General features: G+C 64.1%; 12 protein-coding genes. 3 read left to right on the top strand and 9 right to left on the bottom strand.

From position 1 onward, the window contains the following. Nucleotides 1-25: 25 nt before the first annotated feature. Complete coding sequence (locus tag HBH1_RS07880; protein WP_166758290.1) at nucleotides 26-1,054, bottom strand: Lnb N-terminal periplasmic domain-containing protein; 1,029 nt, start codon at nucleotides 1,052-1,054, stop codon at nucleotides 26-28. A gap of 248 nt (nucleotides 1,055-1,302) precedes the next feature. Between HBH1_RS07880 and HBH1_RS07875 the strand changes: the two genes are divergently transcribed. Continuing rightward, nucleotides 1,303-2,643, top strand: a complete 1,341-nt coding sequence (locus tag HBH1_RS07875) for an LLM class flavin-dependent oxidoreductase (protein ID WP_102662265.1) — start codon at nucleotides 1,303-1,305, stop codon at nucleotides 2,641-2,643. Between the two features lie 106 nt (nucleotides 2,644-2,749). Here the strand turns inward: HBH1_RS07875 and HBH1_RS07870 are convergent, their stop codons facing one another. Continuing rightward, entirely contained in the window at nucleotides 2,750-3,604 is an 855-nt protein-coding gene (locus HBH1_RS07870; protein WP_102662264.1) for a MetQ/NlpA family ABC transporter substrate-binding protein, read from the bottom strand. Nucleotides 3,605-3,808: 204 nt separating this feature from the next. Continuing rightward, complete coding sequence (locus HBH1_RS07865) at nucleotides 3,809-4,723, bottom strand: LysR substrate-binding domain-containing protein (RefSeq protein WP_102662263.1); 915 nt, start codon at nucleotides 4,721-4,723, stop codon at nucleotides 3,809-3,811. Between the two features lie 143 nt (nucleotides 4,724-4,866). Here HBH1_RS07865 and HBH1_RS07860 point away from each other — a divergent pair, with 143 nt between their 5' ends. Both HBH1_RS07860 and HBH1_RS07855 read left to right on the top strand, forming a co-directional pair. Next, nucleotides 4,867-5,346 (top strand): GlcG/HbpS family heme-binding protein, encoded by a 480-nt coding sequence (locus HBH1_RS07860; RefSeq protein WP_006465026.1) that lies wholly within the window; start codon nucleotides 4,867-4,869, stop codon nucleotides 5,344-5,346. A gap of 29 nt (nucleotides 5,347-5,375) precedes the next feature. Further along, nucleotides 5,376-6,950 (top strand): MFS transporter, encoded by a 1,575-nt coding sequence (locus tag HBH1_RS07855; RefSeq protein WP_102662262.1) that lies wholly within the window; start codon nucleotides 5,376-5,378, stop codon nucleotides 6,948-6,950. On the opposite strand, the gene HBH1_RS07850 is transcribed toward HBH1_RS07855, so the two are convergent. From HBH1_RS07850 to HBH1_RS07825, 6 genes are all read right to left on the bottom strand, one after another. Next, on the bottom strand, nucleotides 6,877-7,791 hold the full coding sequence (locus HBH1_RS07850; protein ID WP_233207557.1) for an NAD-dependent protein deacetylase: 915 nt from the start codon (nucleotides 7,789-7,791) through the stop codon (nucleotides 6,877-6,879). The two genes, HBH1_RS07855 and HBH1_RS07850, sit on opposite strands and share 74 nt — an antisense overlap. Before the next feature lie 84 nt (nucleotides 7,792-7,875). Beyond that, the gene (locus HBH1_RS07845) at nucleotides 7,876-9,588 is read right to left on the bottom strand and encodes a putative bifunctional diguanylate cyclase/phosphodiesterase (protein ID WP_102662261.1); all 1,713 of its coding nucleotides are present in this window, start codon (nucleotides 9,586-9,588) and stop codon (nucleotides 7,876-7,878) included. 123 nt (nucleotides 9,589-9,711) lie between these two features. Next, a complete protein-coding gene (locus HBH1_RS07840) occupies nucleotides 9,712-11,274 on the bottom strand; it encodes a methyl-accepting chemotaxis protein (protein ID WP_102662260.1) in 1,563 nt (520 codons plus the stop codon). A 286-nt stretch (nucleotides 11,275-11,560) separates the two neighbouring features. Next, nucleotides 11,561-12,412 carry an ABC transporter permease gene (locus HBH1_RS07835; protein ID WP_102662259.1) on the bottom strand — a complete coding sequence of 284 codons (852 nt, stop codon included), beginning with the start codon at nucleotides 12,410-12,412 and terminating at the stop codon, nucleotides 11,561-11,563. Nucleotides 12,413-12,450: 38 nt separating this feature from the next. Continuing rightward, nucleotides 12,451-13,260: an ABC transporter ATP-binding protein gene (locus HBH1_RS07830; RefSeq protein ID WP_006465020.1), complete on the bottom strand. Its 810-nt coding sequence runs from the start codon at nucleotides 13,258-13,260 to the stop codon at nucleotides 12,451-12,453. Nucleotides 13,261-13,452: 192 nt separating this feature from the next. Next, nucleotides 13,453-14,490, bottom strand: coding sequence for an ABC transporter substrate-binding protein (locus HBH1_RS07825; RefSeq protein ID WP_006465019.1), 1,038 nt, complete (start codon nucleotides 14,488-14,490; stop codon nucleotides 13,453-13,455). Nucleotides 14,491-14,496 lie beyond the last annotated feature (6 nt).

The raw sequence follows: 14,496 nt of genomic DNA, 5'->3' as shown, positions 1-14,496 counted from the left end.
CGGATTTGGACTTCGTCGCGCAGTTTCAGCGGAGCTCGTCTTCGCCCACCCCCGGCACGCCACGCCGGATCACTTTGCTGTAGTCGTCCCCCGGGCCGCTTTGCAAAGCCCGTCCGGTGATGCGGCCGGCCTCGCGCAGTTGCTCGAAGCGGTAGCCGGGCGTCATTACCCCGTGGTCGTACACGTACCGGGCGAAATAACCGGAGAGCAGCAGGCGATAGTCCAGCGGCAACGTGGGAGAAAGACGGCGCGCCAACTCGAAGACGATGGTGGTGCAGTTGCTGGTGAGGGTATTGTAGAAGCGCGGTGTGGCGCGCACCTGCGCGGCGCGTTCCAGGTATCCGAGGAAGACCTTGCGCAACTGGTCGGGGCGCAGTTGCAGGCGATACAGGTAGACGTCTTCGCCACGGGCGTTGGTGCGGGTACGGACGATGTCGCGCTCGTCGGCGGCGACGATCACGGTCTCGAACTTGCGGAAGAAGCCACCCAGGGCCGAGAAGGATTCGCCGCGTTCGCGCCGGATCTCCAGCGAAAATACCAGGCGCCGGCCATCGGTAAACCCGAAGGAAACCAGGGTGTGCGCAATCGCCGGCCCCATCCAGTAGGACAGCAGCAGGTCGGCCGAGACCAGTTGCGACAGATCGTAGTCACGCGACTCCCAGCGCACGTCGTAATCGGTCTCGCTGCGCCATTCGAAGTTGCGTACATTGTCCAGTCTGACGCGATCACCCGTGACCTGCGAGACCAGCATGCAGGCCACATCGTCGGCCCAGACCCGATCATGGGAAGCACGGATGCCACGCCACCAGCACAGCAACACCACCAGTGCCAGCACGAAGGCCAGCGGCCCCCAGGCCGATGCGCCCCCTGCCCCGGCCAATGCTCCCAGGCTTGCCAGGGTGGCCAGCGCAGGCAGACTCCATGCCGTCATCACCAGCAGACGCGCCCAGCGTGGCCCAGGGCACTGGTACCAGAGCGCAAACCCACCCCAGGCCGCCAGCCCCAGCACCAGGCAGGCCAGCAAGATCAGCAATACGATAAAAAGAAGGCTCATTGACGTCACGCACGCTTGTTATTGGTCTGGCGTCGGGGTCCCTCCCCCTCGCTCCCGGGCATTGTAGCCGTCCCGCGCGCATATGTTTATGCGGATATATTCGTGGCTGCCGCCGGGGTGGCCGGCACAGAATCGTCGGGTTTCCCATCATCAGGAATGCCTGCATGGAGCGCGACCGGTCGGTCTTACTTGCGTACGGCCTGAGCCTGTTCACGTGCCACGAGTCGTTCCCCTCCCCGGAGCCCCCCATGAGCCAGCCCCCCAGGCAATTGCATCTGAACGTCAATATCCTGCATTCCGGCTTCATCCCGTCGGCGTGGCGCCTGCCGCACGCCGATCCGCTGGCCTTCATCGATGCCGCGCATTACGTCAAGGTGGCGCGCATCGCCGAGGCGGCCAAATTCGATGCGGTGTTCCTGGCCGACAATGCGGCCATCATCGAGCAGATCGATTTCCGTCCCGTCACGGCGCTGGAGCCTACGATGCTGCTGGCCACGGTGGCGGCCGCGACCACCCATATCGGCGTCATCGGTACGGCCTCCACCAGCTATAACGAGCCGTACAACATCGCACGCCGCTTCGCGACGCTGGACCATGTCAGTGGCGGCCGTGCCGGCTGGAACATCGTCACCACCGCCGATGTCGCATCGGCCCGCAATTTCGGGCTGGACAAGGTTCCCGACCATGCAGCGCGTTACGCGCGTGCAGACGAATTCACCCAGGTGGTGAAGTCGCTATGGAACAGCTGGGAAGACGAGGCGCTGGTGGCCGACAAGGTCAGCGGTCGTTTCATCGATGATAGCCGGGTGCATCCCATCGCCCATCGCGGCAGCCACTTCCAGGTGCACGGCCCGCTGAACCTGCCGCGCACGCCGCAAGGCCAGCCGGTACTGGTACAGGCCGGCGGATCGGGAGATGGCCAGGAGCTGGCCGCACGTCACGCGGAGGCGGTCTTCTCGGCGGCCCATACCGTGGAAGAATCGCTGGCCTACAGCCGCGCCATCAATACCCGCGCCGCACAACTCGGACGCGGCCCCCATGCGGTCAAGATCCTGCCGGGGCTGGCCACCATCATCGGCGCCACCGAAGCCGAGGCACTGCGCCGACGCGACGAACTGATCGATAACATTCCCTGGAGCTATAGCCAGAAGCGCCTGGCCGGCATCCTCGGGGTGCCGGTGGATAGCCTGGACCCGGATCGCCCCCTGCCGGACAAGCTGGCCCTGCCCGGTGGCGGCAATGGCAACCACACCTTCTTCCATGCCACGCTGTCGCTGGTGAAGGGGCGGCCACACACGGTGCGCGATGTCATCCGTGCCCTGTGCGGTGGCGGCGGTCACCGGGTACTGGTCGGCACGCCCGAGCAGATTGCCGATGACATCGAACGGTGGTTCAAGGCCGGCGCCGCCGATGGTTTCAACCTGATGCCCGATGCCCTGCCGGATGGCCTGCAGCACTTCGTCGATGGCGTGGTGCCGCTGCTGCAACAACGCGGTCTGTTCCGTCGCGACTACGAGGGCAAGACCCTGCGTTCCCATTTCGGACTCGTACATCCTGCCAGCACCGGTGGCCAGGCCAGGGCGGCCTAAGCCTCCGGATCAAGCACAATAGACCAAAGGCTCGCCCCCGGAACGACCGGGAGCGGGCCTTTTGCTTGATGGTAGCGGGGTGGCAACGGGCCGGACAATACGTCGATCAGTTCTTGCCCAATTTGAGGTTCTTGTCGTCCTGGTCCTTGCTGCTGAAATAATCCGGCAGGGTGAAGCCGTCATAGAAGCGGTCGCTGCGGATGGCCTTCTGGAAATAGTCGGAACGGTAGGCCTGGGCGATATCGCGGGCATAGGTCTCGTCCTGACGGGTCTTCTTGACGGCCACCACGTTGATGTAGGGCGGCTTCATGTCTTCCAGGATGAAGGCCTCGGACAGCTTGAGTTTGGCGAAGATGGCGAAGTTGCCCTGGACGGCGGCGAAATCGGCGTCATCCAGCGCGCGTGGACCCTGGGCATTCTCCAGCAGTACCAGTTTCAGGCCGACCTTGTTTTCCACCACGTCCAGTTCGGTGACGTCGACCGGCTTGTTCTCGCGGATGCGGATCCAGCCCAGCCTTTGCAGTATCCACAGGGCACGCTGCAGATTGACCGGATCATTGGGCACGGCGACGGTGAAGCCCTTCTTCAGGTTGTTCAGGTCCTTGTGCTTGCGCGAATACAGGCCCATGGGGGGCGTCGGCACCTGCACGATGCCCACCAGGTCGGTCTTGTTGCGCTCATTGTAGGAAGCCAGAAATACCGAGTGCTGCATCACGTTGGCATCGATGTCGCCCTTGAAGACGGCACTGTTGGCTTCCAGCCCCGTGGAAAATTCGTAGTAACGGATCTTGTAACCCTTTTTCTGCAGCTCGGGTTGCACGCCCAGCTTGAATTCGTCGATGTAGGGGCCGGGGACGAAGCCGATCTTCAGTTCGCGTTCGGGCGTGGCAGGGGGCGCGGCGTGGGCGCCGGCAATCACGGCAGCGCCGATGAGCAGCAGGCCGGCAAGTTGCTTGAGCATGATGGACTTCCTTCAGTGGATCGCTGAAATACCCGCCGCCAACTTGCATCACATTGGCGTGGAAATGTGGCGGGTGGCGTATACGGATGATTTCCTTGGGAGGTGAAACCGACCAAGGATTATGTGGCCGCGAACCGGTCCGAATGAACGAAGGAAAACGGATAAGAATATACAGAGCCAGTGTCCTGGCCGGAACCCATGTCGTCACCAGTTGCGAGATGTGTTCAAGGGCCCGTGTACCTGCAGCGGCTTGCTGGTACGGATCGCAGCGATCATGTTACGTACCGCCGGTGCACGTTCATGGCGCCGGAAGATGGCCGCCACCTCGGAAACGATAGCGCTGCCCGCCAGCGGCCGATAGCAGACATTGGGCAGCTGCACCACCGTGGTGAGCACGCCCGGCACCACCGCCACGCCCGCACCGACCGATACCTCGGCCAGTACGGCCAGCAGTCCGCCAGGACGACTCATGCTGCGCGGCTCGAAACCGCCGCGGCGCCAGACCTCGCGACTGCCCAGCTCCTGCTCGGGCAGGATGAAGGATTCTCCGGCCAGGGCCCGTGAACGCACGGCAGCGCCCGGGCTTGCCAGTGCGTGATCAGCGGGCAGGGCCAGGCAGAAGCGGTCGCGCAGCAGGACTTGCGACTGCAGGGTGCCGCCCAGGGGCACCGGCATGCGCAGGAAGGCGATGTCGACCTTGCCCTCCTCCAGCGCGTCGGAAAGTTGCGCCATCGGCCACTCGCGGGCATGTACCGTGGCTTGCGGCCACTGACGGCGGAAAGCGCTGATCTGCTGCTGCAGGATGCCGCCGAATACCGCCGATCCCACATAGCCGATTTCGACCCGGCCCAGCTCGCCGCGCCCGGCACGGCGACCCACGTCGATGGCCTGGTCGAAGCGTGCCAGTACCGCGCGTGCCTGCTCGACGAAATCACGACCGGCCGAGGTCAGCGATACGGAGCGCTTGGTGCGGGCGAACAACTGGACCTGCAGTTGGCGTTCCAGCTCCTGGATCTGCACCGACAGCGTGGGTGGCGCAATGCCCAGCAGTTCGGCAGCACGGGCGAAGTGCAGTTCTTCGGCGACGGTCAGGAAGTAACGCAGGTGTCGTAGGTCCACGGGCTTGCTCCGGTATGAGGGATGGCGGCGATGTCTTGAATTAGTTTAAAACTAATTAAGTCGCGGTTGATGATTATTGAAGTGAATTATAGAGACTGGTTCAATGAACCCTCTCCCCTCTCGCATTTCAGAAAAGGAATTCCATGATCATCAAGACCCGACTTCTCGCCCTGGCCCTCTCCAGCCTGTTGGCGGCCAATGTAGCGGCTGCCGCCACCCTGCCGACCCAGCCGGTGCTGACGCTGGCCGCTGCGCAACAGGTGCTGCAGGCTGCCCAGGCCAAGGCGCAGGCGGAAAACTGGCCCTGCGTGATCTCGGTGGTGGATGCCGCCGGTCTGCCCGTGGCGCTGGTGCGCATGGACAACGCGGCCGTACCGGCCGGGGTCGAGATCGCGCCGGGCAAGGCGCGTACTGCAGCACTCTTTCGCCGTCCCAGCGGCGCGCTGGAAGATGCGATCAACGGCAACCGCCCGGCGGCCGCCACGGCACGCGGCTTTGTCCTGATGCGCGGCGGCCTGCCGTTGGTGGCCGACGGTCAGGTGGTGGGGGCCATCGGCGTGTCGGCCGACACCCCACAGCATGATGAAGACATCGCCAAGGCCGGCGTGGCGGCGTTGAAGTAAGGCCCTCTCACCCTCTCGCCCGCGCCGCCATGCGTTCGCCCTTCTCCTCCACCGCTGGCCGCATCCTGCTGACCGGTTCGCTGGGATGTGCCATGACGGTGCTGGACACCAACGTGGTCGGGATCATCCTGCCCACGGTGGCGCGTGAGCTGCAGGCGTCCTTCAGCGAGGTGGAATGGGTGGTCAGCAGCTATGTGCTGTGCTTTGCCGCGCTGCTGCTGCCGGCCGGTGCCCTGGCGGACCGCTATGGCCGCAAGCGCGTGCTGCGGGGCGGGCTGGCGCTGTTCGCGCTGGCCTCGCTGCTTTGTGCGTTGGCTCCCACGGCACAGGCCCTGTATGCGGCCCGCGCGCTGCAGGGGGTGGGTGCAGCCTTTTTGCTGGCGCCTTCGCTGGCGGTGATTGGCCATGCCTTCCATGACGAGAGCGAGCGCGCTCGCGCCTGGGCGGTGTGGGGCGTCATCATGGGCCTGACCATGGTGCTGGCACCGCTGATCGGAGCCGTCATCAATACCCTGCTGGGCTGGCGCTGGGCGTTCGGGATCAACCTGCCGGCCTGCCTGTTGCTGGGCATGGCGGTGGGACGGCAGGTACCGGAGTCTCGCAATCCGCTGCCGCGCCCACTGGATCCGCTGGGCATCCTGTCTTTCTCCAGCGCGGTCTTCCTCCTGACCTGGGCCCTGATCACGGGTCCGGAACAGGGGTGGACCAGCGTTGTTTGCGTCGCCCGCGGTCTGGGCGGCGCATTTTTATTCCTGCTCTTCATCGCCTGGGAGCGCCGCTGCGCGCATCCGATGCTGGAGCTGTCGCTGTTCCGCCATGCCGGTTTCGTGGCGGCAGTGGCAGCCATGTTCGCCTATGCGGCCTCGGCCCAGGTGATGGCGTCGCTGCTGCCGCTGTTCCTGCAAAATGCACGCGGCCTGAACGCGCTGCAGACCGGACTGGGCATGCTGCCCTTCGCGCTGGCGATGCTGCTGTTGCCGCAGCTGGGGCGACGACTGGGTCATTACCTGTCCTCGGCGCAGGTGCTGGCGCTGGGACTGGGCGTGACGGCGCTGGGCAACCTGCTGATGATGTGGGCGGCCGGGTCGGGATCGCAGATGCTGGTGATCCTCGGCATGGCAGTGCTGGGAAGCGGCGGTGGCCTGCTCAATGGCGAGACGCAAAAGGCCATCATGGGCAATGTGCCACGCGAGCGTGCGGGCATGGCCTCCGGCATCAGTACCACCTCGCGTTTCACGGGTGTGCTGGCCGGCTTTGCGGGCCTGGGGGCGGTACTGGCCGAGGCGGCGCGTGGCCGCATGCTGAGCGGGATGTCGGCTCTGGCGGGCATCGAGGAGGCGCCTGACCGGGCCGCCCAGTTCGTCGCGCGGGCGATGGCCGGCGACATGGTGCAGGCAGCGCAGGGCTATGGCGAACGGCAGGCGGCGGTGCTGGCCTTGGCGCGAGGTGCCTATGCCCGGGGTTTTGCGCATGCCTTTGCTGCGGCCGCACTTCTGGCGCTGATGGCAGCGGCCATCGTACTGTGGTCGATCAGGAAGGCGACTGTGACAGCAATCGTGCCGCCAGACGCGGCAACACCGACTCGGCATCCTCCTGCAGCTTGAAGGCCAGCAGTTCGTCGGCACGGGTACGACCGCGATTGATGGCCGCAACCGGCTTGCCTGCGGCGGCCGCCATGCGCGCAAAGCGAAAACCCGACAACACCATCAGCGAAGAACCCACTACCAGCATGGCATCGCAGTCACGGGCGAGTGCTTCGGCCTGGGCGCTGCGCGCAGCCGGCACGCCATCGCCGAAGAACACCACGTCCGGTTGCAGCATGCCGCCACAGGCAGCACAGGCGGGGACGTGGAAGGCGGCGTCGGCATCGGGCTCCAGCTGGGCATCGCCATCGGGCAAGACTTCTGCCTGCAGCTGGGCAAAGGCGGGGTTGCTGCGTTCCAGCTGCGCCTGGATTTCGGCACGACCATAGGAAGTGCCACAGGCCAGACAGCGCACCGCATGGATGCTGCCGTGCAGTTCCAGCACATCGCGGCTGCCGGCCTGCTGATGCAGGCCATCGACGTTCTGGGTCAGGATTGCGCCCAGGTGGCCGGCTGCCTGCAATTGCGCCAGTGCCTGGTGGGCCGCATTGGGCAGGGCCTGGGCCAGGCGTGGCCAGCCGAGCATGCTGCGTGCCCAGTAGCGCTTGCGGGCGGCTTCCGACTGGCGGAATTCGCTGCCCTGGATGGGCAGGCGGCCACGTCGCACGCCTGCGTCATCGCGATAATCGGGAATGCCGGAGGCAGTGCTGATACCGGCGCCGGTCAGTACCAATACCTTGCGGTGGGACAGCAGCCACTGCGCCAGCGCCGACAAGGGGTCGGCATGGGGAGCGACGGTAGCAGTGACGGTAGCAGTGACGGTGGCCCCCCCGTCCCCGGGCAGGCTCAGACTCTGGCTCATGGAAAACTCGCTGGACAATGACAAGCGGCAGCGTACGCGAAATCGGTCCGGCGCGTCGGCCGCCTGGGTATTTCAAATTTCCGATCAGGCCCGACGTGGCACCTCATGGGGCGGCACCGCCTGCGCCAGCTCACCCAGGGCGCTCAGCAGCGCCGGTCGGCCGAACAGATAGCCCTGCCCTTCCTGGCAACCCTCCTGCTCAAGGATGGCGCGCTGGGCTTCGGTTTCCACACCTTCGGCCAGCACCGCCACATTCAGGCTATGGCCCAGCGCCAGGATGGCACGCACGAAGGCCTTGGCCTGCTGGCTGGTTTCCAGCTCGCTGATGAAACTGCGGTCCAGCTTGATCTTGTCGAAGGGGAAGGAACGCAGCGTCTCCAGCGAGGAATAACCGCTGCCGAAATCGTCCATGGCGATGGTCACGCCCATGGCCTTGAGCTGCTGCAGCAGGTAGAGGGCGCGTTCGCGATCGGCGATGATGGCAGTTTCGGTAACCTCCAGTTCCAGCCGCTGCGGCGGCAGGCCGGTGGCGGCCAGCACCGAACGTACCTTTTCCACCAGGCCGGCATTGGACAATTGCAGGGCCGACAGGTTGACGGCGATGCGTGGCTGCAGATTCCATTGCGCCGCCTCGCGACAGGCGTGCTCCAGCACCCAGTCGCCAATGGCGCCGATGGCGCCGCACTCTTCGGCCACCGGGATGAAGACGGCCGGCGGGATCAGTCCCTGTACCGGATGCTGCCAGCGCAGGAGGACTTCGTAGCCGGTGATCTCGTCGCAGCTGACGGCGCGCTGTATCTGGTAGTTCAGGAAGAACTCCCCGCGTTCCAGGGCAGTCCAGATATCGCGTGCCATGGCGCGACGGGCGCGCGAGGCCTCGTCCATGTTGGCTTCGTAGAAGCAGATCTTTTCGTCCATGCTCTTCTTGGCGCGATACATGGCGAGGTCGGCGTTGTTGAGCAGCTGTGCGCGGTCGGCGGCATCCCCTGGAAACATCGCCACCCCCAGGCTGGCGCCGGGGATGATGTCGGTCTGCGCTAGGTGCAGCATGGTGGTCAGGGCGCGCTGCAGACGGCTGATGAAGTCGGCCAGATGGCGCTGCTGACGGAAGACCTTGAAGGCGACGAATTCGTCACCGCCGAAGCGCGCCACGGTCTCGCCCTCGCCCACGGTGTTCTTGAGACGCTTCCCCAATTCGGAGAGCAGTTGGTCGCCCACGCCATGACCGAAGGCATCGTTGATTTCCTTGAAACCATCCAGGTCGATGCTGACCACGGCCACCTGTTGCTCGCCGGCATGCAGGGTGAACATGGCTTCGTCCAGGCGTTCCAGGAAATGGACACGGTTGGGCAGGCCGGTCATGGCATCGTGCCGGGCCATGAAGAGGATTTTTTCGTTGGTTTCCAGTTGCTCGGTGCGATCGCGGGTGATCTTGGCGAACCCCAGCAGGCGTCCATTTTCCTGGTAGATCGGATCGATCACCACGTGCGCCCAGAAACGTGAACCATCCTTGCGCACGCGCCAGCCCTCGTCCTCGAACTTGCCCTCGCGCAGGGCCAGGGCCAGGTTGGAGGCGGGCAGGCCAGCGAGACGATCCGGCTCCTCATAGAAGACCGAATAATGCTGGCCGATGATTTCGTCGGCGGTATAGCCCTTGAAGCGCTGGGCGCCAGCATTCCAGCTGGCGACCACACCATCCGGACGCAGCATGTAGATGGCGTAGTCCTTGATCCGCTGCACCAGCAGCCGATAGGCGTTTTCCGAACCGAATTCGATCAAGTCATTCTGCTGGCTCATCGCCCTTGCCCCCACTCCCCGATTTGCATGCCGTCCTGCCGGATCACCCTCATGGGCCGCAGGCGGCGCGCTGTTCAAGCCGTCATTGTACGCCGGCCCATTACCAGCACCGTGGCGCTGGCGCTACGCATGCTGGCGGGGATCAAGACGGAAGGTCGAGACCAGGCTGGCCAGAGCGGCCGCCTGCTCCATCATCGAATTGGCGGCGGCAGCGGCCTCCTCGACCAGCGCCGAGTTCTGCTGCGTGGCCTCATCCATGTGGGTGATGGCCAGGTTGACCTGGGTGATGCCGTGACTCTGTTCCTGGCTGGCATGCGATATCTCGGCAACCACATCGGTCACCCGCCTCACGCTGGTGACGACGTTTTCCATCGTGACGCCCGCCTGCTGGACCAGGTTGCTGCCCTGGCCGATCTGGCCCACCGAGTCATTGATGAGTTCGGTGATTTCCTTGGCAGCGGTGGCGCTGCGTTGCGCCAGGTTGCGCACCTCGGACGCCACGACCGCGAAGCCGCGGCCCTGTTCGCCGGCCCGGGCCGCTTCCACTGCCGCGTTCAAGGCCAGGATATTGGTCTGGAACGCGATGCCGTCGATGACGCTGATGATGTCGACGATCTTGCGCGAAGAGGCATTGATGCCTTCCATGGTGCTCACCACCTGGCCCACTGCGGCACCACCCTGGCTGGCCACTTCCGAGGCCGAGACCGCAAGCTGGCTTGCCTGCCTGGCGTTGTCGGCGTTCTGTCTTACGGTGGACATCAGTTCTTCCATGGCGGAGGCCGTCTGCTCCAGGGCACCGGCTTGTTGCTCCGTGCGCGAGGACAGGTCCAGATTACCGGTGGCAATCTCGGTGGAAGCCTGTTCGATGGTCTGAGTGCCTTCACGCACCTTGCCGACAATGGCGACCAGGCTGTCTCGCATCTTCTTGATGGCCAGCAGCAGACTGGCGGTGTCACCGGGCCGGGTCAGCACTTCGGAGGTGAGGTCACCGGCAGCGATCTGCTGGGCGATGTCGGCCGCATAGGCGGGTTCACCGCCAAGTTGCCTGAGCAGGCTGCGGGTGATCAGTACGGCCACGATGATCGAGATGAACGTCACCAGCAAGGTGAGCGCGGCGACCACCATGGAGCCGTGGGTCGCCAAGTCCAGCGTGGAGTGATGCGCCTTGTTGTTTTCGGCATCCACTTCCCCGATGACCTGGTTGATGTCTTGCACGATCTGACGTCGCAGGGGACTGCACTCGTTGACCAGGAAGTCGCGGAACTCCTCGCTCTTCCCGCTTTCCCGATAGAGGCGCGGGCGCTTGAGTTCCTCGGCCATCTGCAGTAGCCCGGTGCGCACCTTGTCGAAGCCCTTGTTGCCGGCCATTTCCGGTTCGAGTTCGGCCAGGGCCTTGAGATAGATATTCTTCTGTTCATCGACGATGGCCAGTTCCTTGGCGGCATCGGCGTCGCTACGGAATACATAGGCATTGCGCGCCGCAAGGCCGGTCTGGTCCAGCGCCTCGCGCGCGAGATAGAGCGGCACCAGGCGCCGGGTCTGGACGGCGTCGGCCGCCTTGATGGAAGCGGTCAGCGACTGGATGCTGGTCAGGGCGACTGCCGCCAGGATGACGGTCAAGGTCAGCAGCATGGCGAACGCCAGCGATAGCTTGGTGCCGATTTTCATATTCTTGAACACACTCATTGTTCCCCCTCGGATGTGATTGTTGGACATCGACCAATCCGGAGTGAATCAATCCATGCAGTGATTCACTATAGACAAAGGTAGGGTCGGGGGATCTAGGGCATTTCCCGATACGGATGAACTGCAGGGCGACAGGCAACAAAAAGGCGCCAGTGTTGCCACTGGCGCCTCTGTACTTTCCTCTATCCTCTACTCTATCCGGTCTCGATGTCGACTGGCCCGGATACCCCTTCAGTTTGCTGTACCTGTTTTTTTCACCTTCTTCTGTGCCCTGCGCAGCAGACCTTCAGAGCTTTTCGGTCTCCCCGCTCTTGGGCTGCCACTTCATGAGCCGCTTCTCGATCACGCCCACGGCCAGGTCCAGCACCAGCGCGAAGACGGTCAGCACGACGATGCCGGCAAAGACGGTGTTGATGTCGAAGGTCCCTTCGGCCTGCAGGATCAGGTAACCGACGCCGCGTGCCGAACCCAGGTACTCACCCACCACCGCGCCGACGAAGGCCAGGCCGATGGAGGTGTGCAGGCTGGAGAACACCCACGAGGTGGCCGAGGGCAGGTAGACCGTACGCAGCAGCTGGCGCGCGTTGGCGCCCAGCATGCGGGCATTGGCCAACACCACCGGGCTGACTTCCTTGACGCCCTGGTAGACGTTGAAGAAGACGATGAAGAACACCAGCGTGACCGCCAGGGCCACCTTGGACCAGATGCCCAGGCCGAACCACATGGCGAAGATCGGGGCCAGGATCACGCGGGGCATGGAATTGGCGGCCTTCACGTAGGGATCGAGAATGGCCGAGGCGGTCGGCGACAGCGCCAGCCACAGGCCGATGCCCAGGCCGAAGACGGTGCCGATGACGAAGGCCAGCACGGTCTCGGTCAGCGTGATGAGCAGGTGCGAATAGATCTCGGCGGGGAACGTGAGCGTGAAGAAGGTGGTGTCGCCTATACCCACTTCCAGCGAGCCGCTGCCCACCGTGAACCACTCCCAGATGCGCTGCGCCACCTTCAGTGGTTCGCCGAAGAAGAAGGCGGTCTGCGGATTGCGGGTGGCCACATGCCACACCAGCAGGACGATGGCCAATACCATCAGTTGCCAGAAGCGGATGTTCTTGTGATTCGGTTTCAGTAATTTCCACATGGTGCTGATTCTCTTCCCTGATCTTTTTCCGGTACGGCTTACGCTGCGCGCTTCTGTTGTTGATAGCCCTTGAGCACTTCGTCGCGCAGCACGTCCCAGATCTGCTGGTGCAGTTCGACGAAGCGGGGATGCATGCGGATTTCGGCGACATCGCGCGGGCGCGGCAGGTCGATCCTGAATTCGCCGATCGGGTGGGTGCCAGGGCCCGCGGCCAGCACGATCACGCGATCGGACATGGCGATGGCTTCATCGAGGTCGTGGGTGATGAAGAGCACGGCCTTCTTCTTGGCGTTCCACAGGTCCAGCACTTCGTTTTCCATCAGCTGGCGGGTCTGGATATCGAGGGCCGAGAAGGGTTCATCCATGAGGATGATGTCGGGGTCCAGGATCAGGGTCTGCGCCAGGGCCACGCGCTTGCGCATGCCGCCGGAGAGCTGGTGCGGGTAACGGTCGCCGAAGCCTTGCAGACCCACGCGGGCCAGCCATTGCTCGCCCAGTTCGGCAGCGGCCTTCTCGTCCTGGCCGCGATACTGCAGGCCGGCGATCACGTTCTGCAGCGCACTGCGCCAGGGCATCAGCGCCTCGGCCTGGAACATGTATCCGGCGCGGCGATTGATGCCGGTGAGCTCTTCGCCGAATACCTTGACGCTGCCCGAGGAGGGTTGCAGCAGGCCGGCACCGACGTTGAGCAGGGTGGACTTGCCACAGCCGGTGGGGCCGACCACGGAGACGAATTCGCCCGGTGCGATGGACAGGTCGGTATTGGCCACGGCGGTGTAGCGCTGGGAACGATCGTCCTTGGAGACGAAGGTGCAGGTGATGTTGTCGAACTGGAGGGCTGGCGTCATGGCGTCTGGGCTTCAGGGATTCAGGACTTCACTGCATTACGGGCCGGCACGGCCGCGCTGGATGATACACAGGCAAGCGCCCCGCTCAGATGCGCAAATGCCCGTTGCCGGGCATTTGCTGTGCATTCGCATCGGGTGGGAGCACCTGCATGCTGGTCTTGCTGGTCTTGCTGGTCTTGCTTGCCTTGCTTCTTACTTGTACTTGGCGTTGGCCTTCTGCACGAAGGAATTGGTGAAGGTCTTGGAGAGGTCGATCTGTTTGTCGGCCAGCGAGGGCTCGAAGGCCTTGAGCGTGCGCAGGGCGGTATCGGGGCCACCTGGCGGGAAGTATCCATCCGGCGAAATGGCCTGGCGCACCTTCATGAAGGCATCGATGTAGAGCGAACGGTCGCCCAGCAGGTAGCTCTCCGGCACGGCCTTGATGATGTCCGAGGGGCCGGCCTTCTGGATCCACTTCAGCGCGCGCACCATGGCGTTGGTCAGGGCTTGCGTGGTGTTGGGATACTTCTGGACGAAGGCCGCCGGGGCGTACAGGGTGGCGGCCGGCATCGGGCCACCGAAGACGTCGTTGGTGTCCTTCAGGGTGCGGGTGTCGGCGATGGTCTTGATCTCGTTGTGCTGTTCCAGCATGGAGATCACCGGGTCCAGGTTGGCGATGGCATCGATCTGACCGGAGCGGATGGCCGAGATCGCACCGGCGGAGGCACCCACGCCGATGAAGGAGACGTCGGTCGGCTTCAGGCCGGCCTTGGCCAGCACATAGCTGGCCATGATGCTGGTGGATGAACCGGGTGCGGTCACGCCGATCTTCTTGCCCTTGAGGTCGGCCACGCTCTTGTAGTTGGGCATGGTCTTGTTGTTGGCGGCCAGCACGATCTGCGGCGCACGACCCTGCAGCACGAAGGCGACGATGGCCTGGCCCTTGGCCTGCATGTTGATGGTGTGCTCGTAGGCGCCCGAGACCACGTCGGCGCTGCCGCCCACCATCGCCTGCAAGGCCTTGGCACCGCCGGCGAAGTCGGAAATCTCGACCTGCAGGCCTTCATCCTTGAAATAACCGAGCTGTTCGGCCACCGTCAGCGGGAGGTAGTAGAACAGGTTCTTGCCACCGACGGCGATGGACACCTTGGGCTTTTCCAGTGCCTGCGCACCGGCACTGCCGTTGAAGGAAAAGTAGCCGGCCAGGAACAGGCCCGCGGCGATCAGCAATTGCTTCCAGCTCAATTTCATTATGTC

The organism is Herbaspirillum sp. BH-1 (assembly GCF_002870055.1).
In the GTDB taxonomy this organism is placed as follows: domain Bacteria; phylum Pseudomonadota; class Gammaproteobacteria; order Burkholderiales; family Burkholderiaceae_D; genus Herbaspirillum; species Herbaspirillum frisingense.
Note: the sequence above shows the minus strand (reverse complement) of the source record. Positions and strands in the feature narration are given on the sequence as shown.

Excerpts from the sequence above, each read along its gene's own strand:
- HBH1_RS07880 (WP_166758290.1), bottom strand. The coding sequence starts at position 1,054 with ATGAGCCTTCTTTTTATCGTATTGCTGATCTTGCTGGCCTGCCTGGTG.
- HBH1_RS07830 (WP_006465020.1), bottom strand. The coding sequence starts at position 13,260 with ATGACGCCAGCCCTCCAGTTCGACAACATCACCTGCACCTTCGTCTCC.
- HBH1_RS07870 (WP_102662264.1), bottom strand. The coding sequence starts at position 3,604 with ATGCTCAAGCAACTTGCCGGCCTGCTGCTCATCGGCGCTGCCGTGATT.
- HBH1_RS07860 (WP_006465026.1), top strand. The coding sequence starts at position 4,867 with ATGATCATCAAGACCCGACTTCTCGCCCTGGCCCTCTCCAGCCTGTTG.
- HBH1_RS07840 (WP_102662260.1), bottom strand. The coding sequence starts at position 11,274 with ATGAGTGTGTTCAAGAATATGAAAATCGGCACCAAGCTATCGCTGGCG.
- HBH1_RS07825 (WP_006465019.1), bottom strand. The coding sequence starts at position 14,490 with ATGAAATTGAGCTGGAAGCAATTGCTGATCGCCGCGGGCCTGTTCCTG.
- HBH1_RS07850 (WP_233207557.1), bottom strand. The coding sequence starts at position 7,791 with ATGAGCCAGAGTCTGAGCCTGCCCGGGGACGGGGGGGCCACCGTCACT.
- HBH1_RS07845 (WP_102662261.1), bottom strand. The coding sequence starts at position 9,588 with ATGAGCCAGCAGAATGACTTGATCGAATTCGGTTCGGAAAACGCCTAT.
- HBH1_RS07855 (WP_102662262.1), top strand. The coding sequence starts at position 5,376 with ATGCGTTCGCCCTTCTCCTCCACCGCTGGCCGCATCCTGCTGACCGGT.
- HBH1_RS07875 (WP_102662265.1), top strand. The coding sequence starts at position 1,303 with ATGAGCCAGCCCCCCAGGCAATTGCATCTGAACGTCAATATCCTGCAT.
- HBH1_RS07835 (WP_102662259.1), bottom strand. The coding sequence starts at position 12,412 with ATGTGGAAATTACTGAAACCGAATCACAAGAACATCCGCTTCTGGCAA.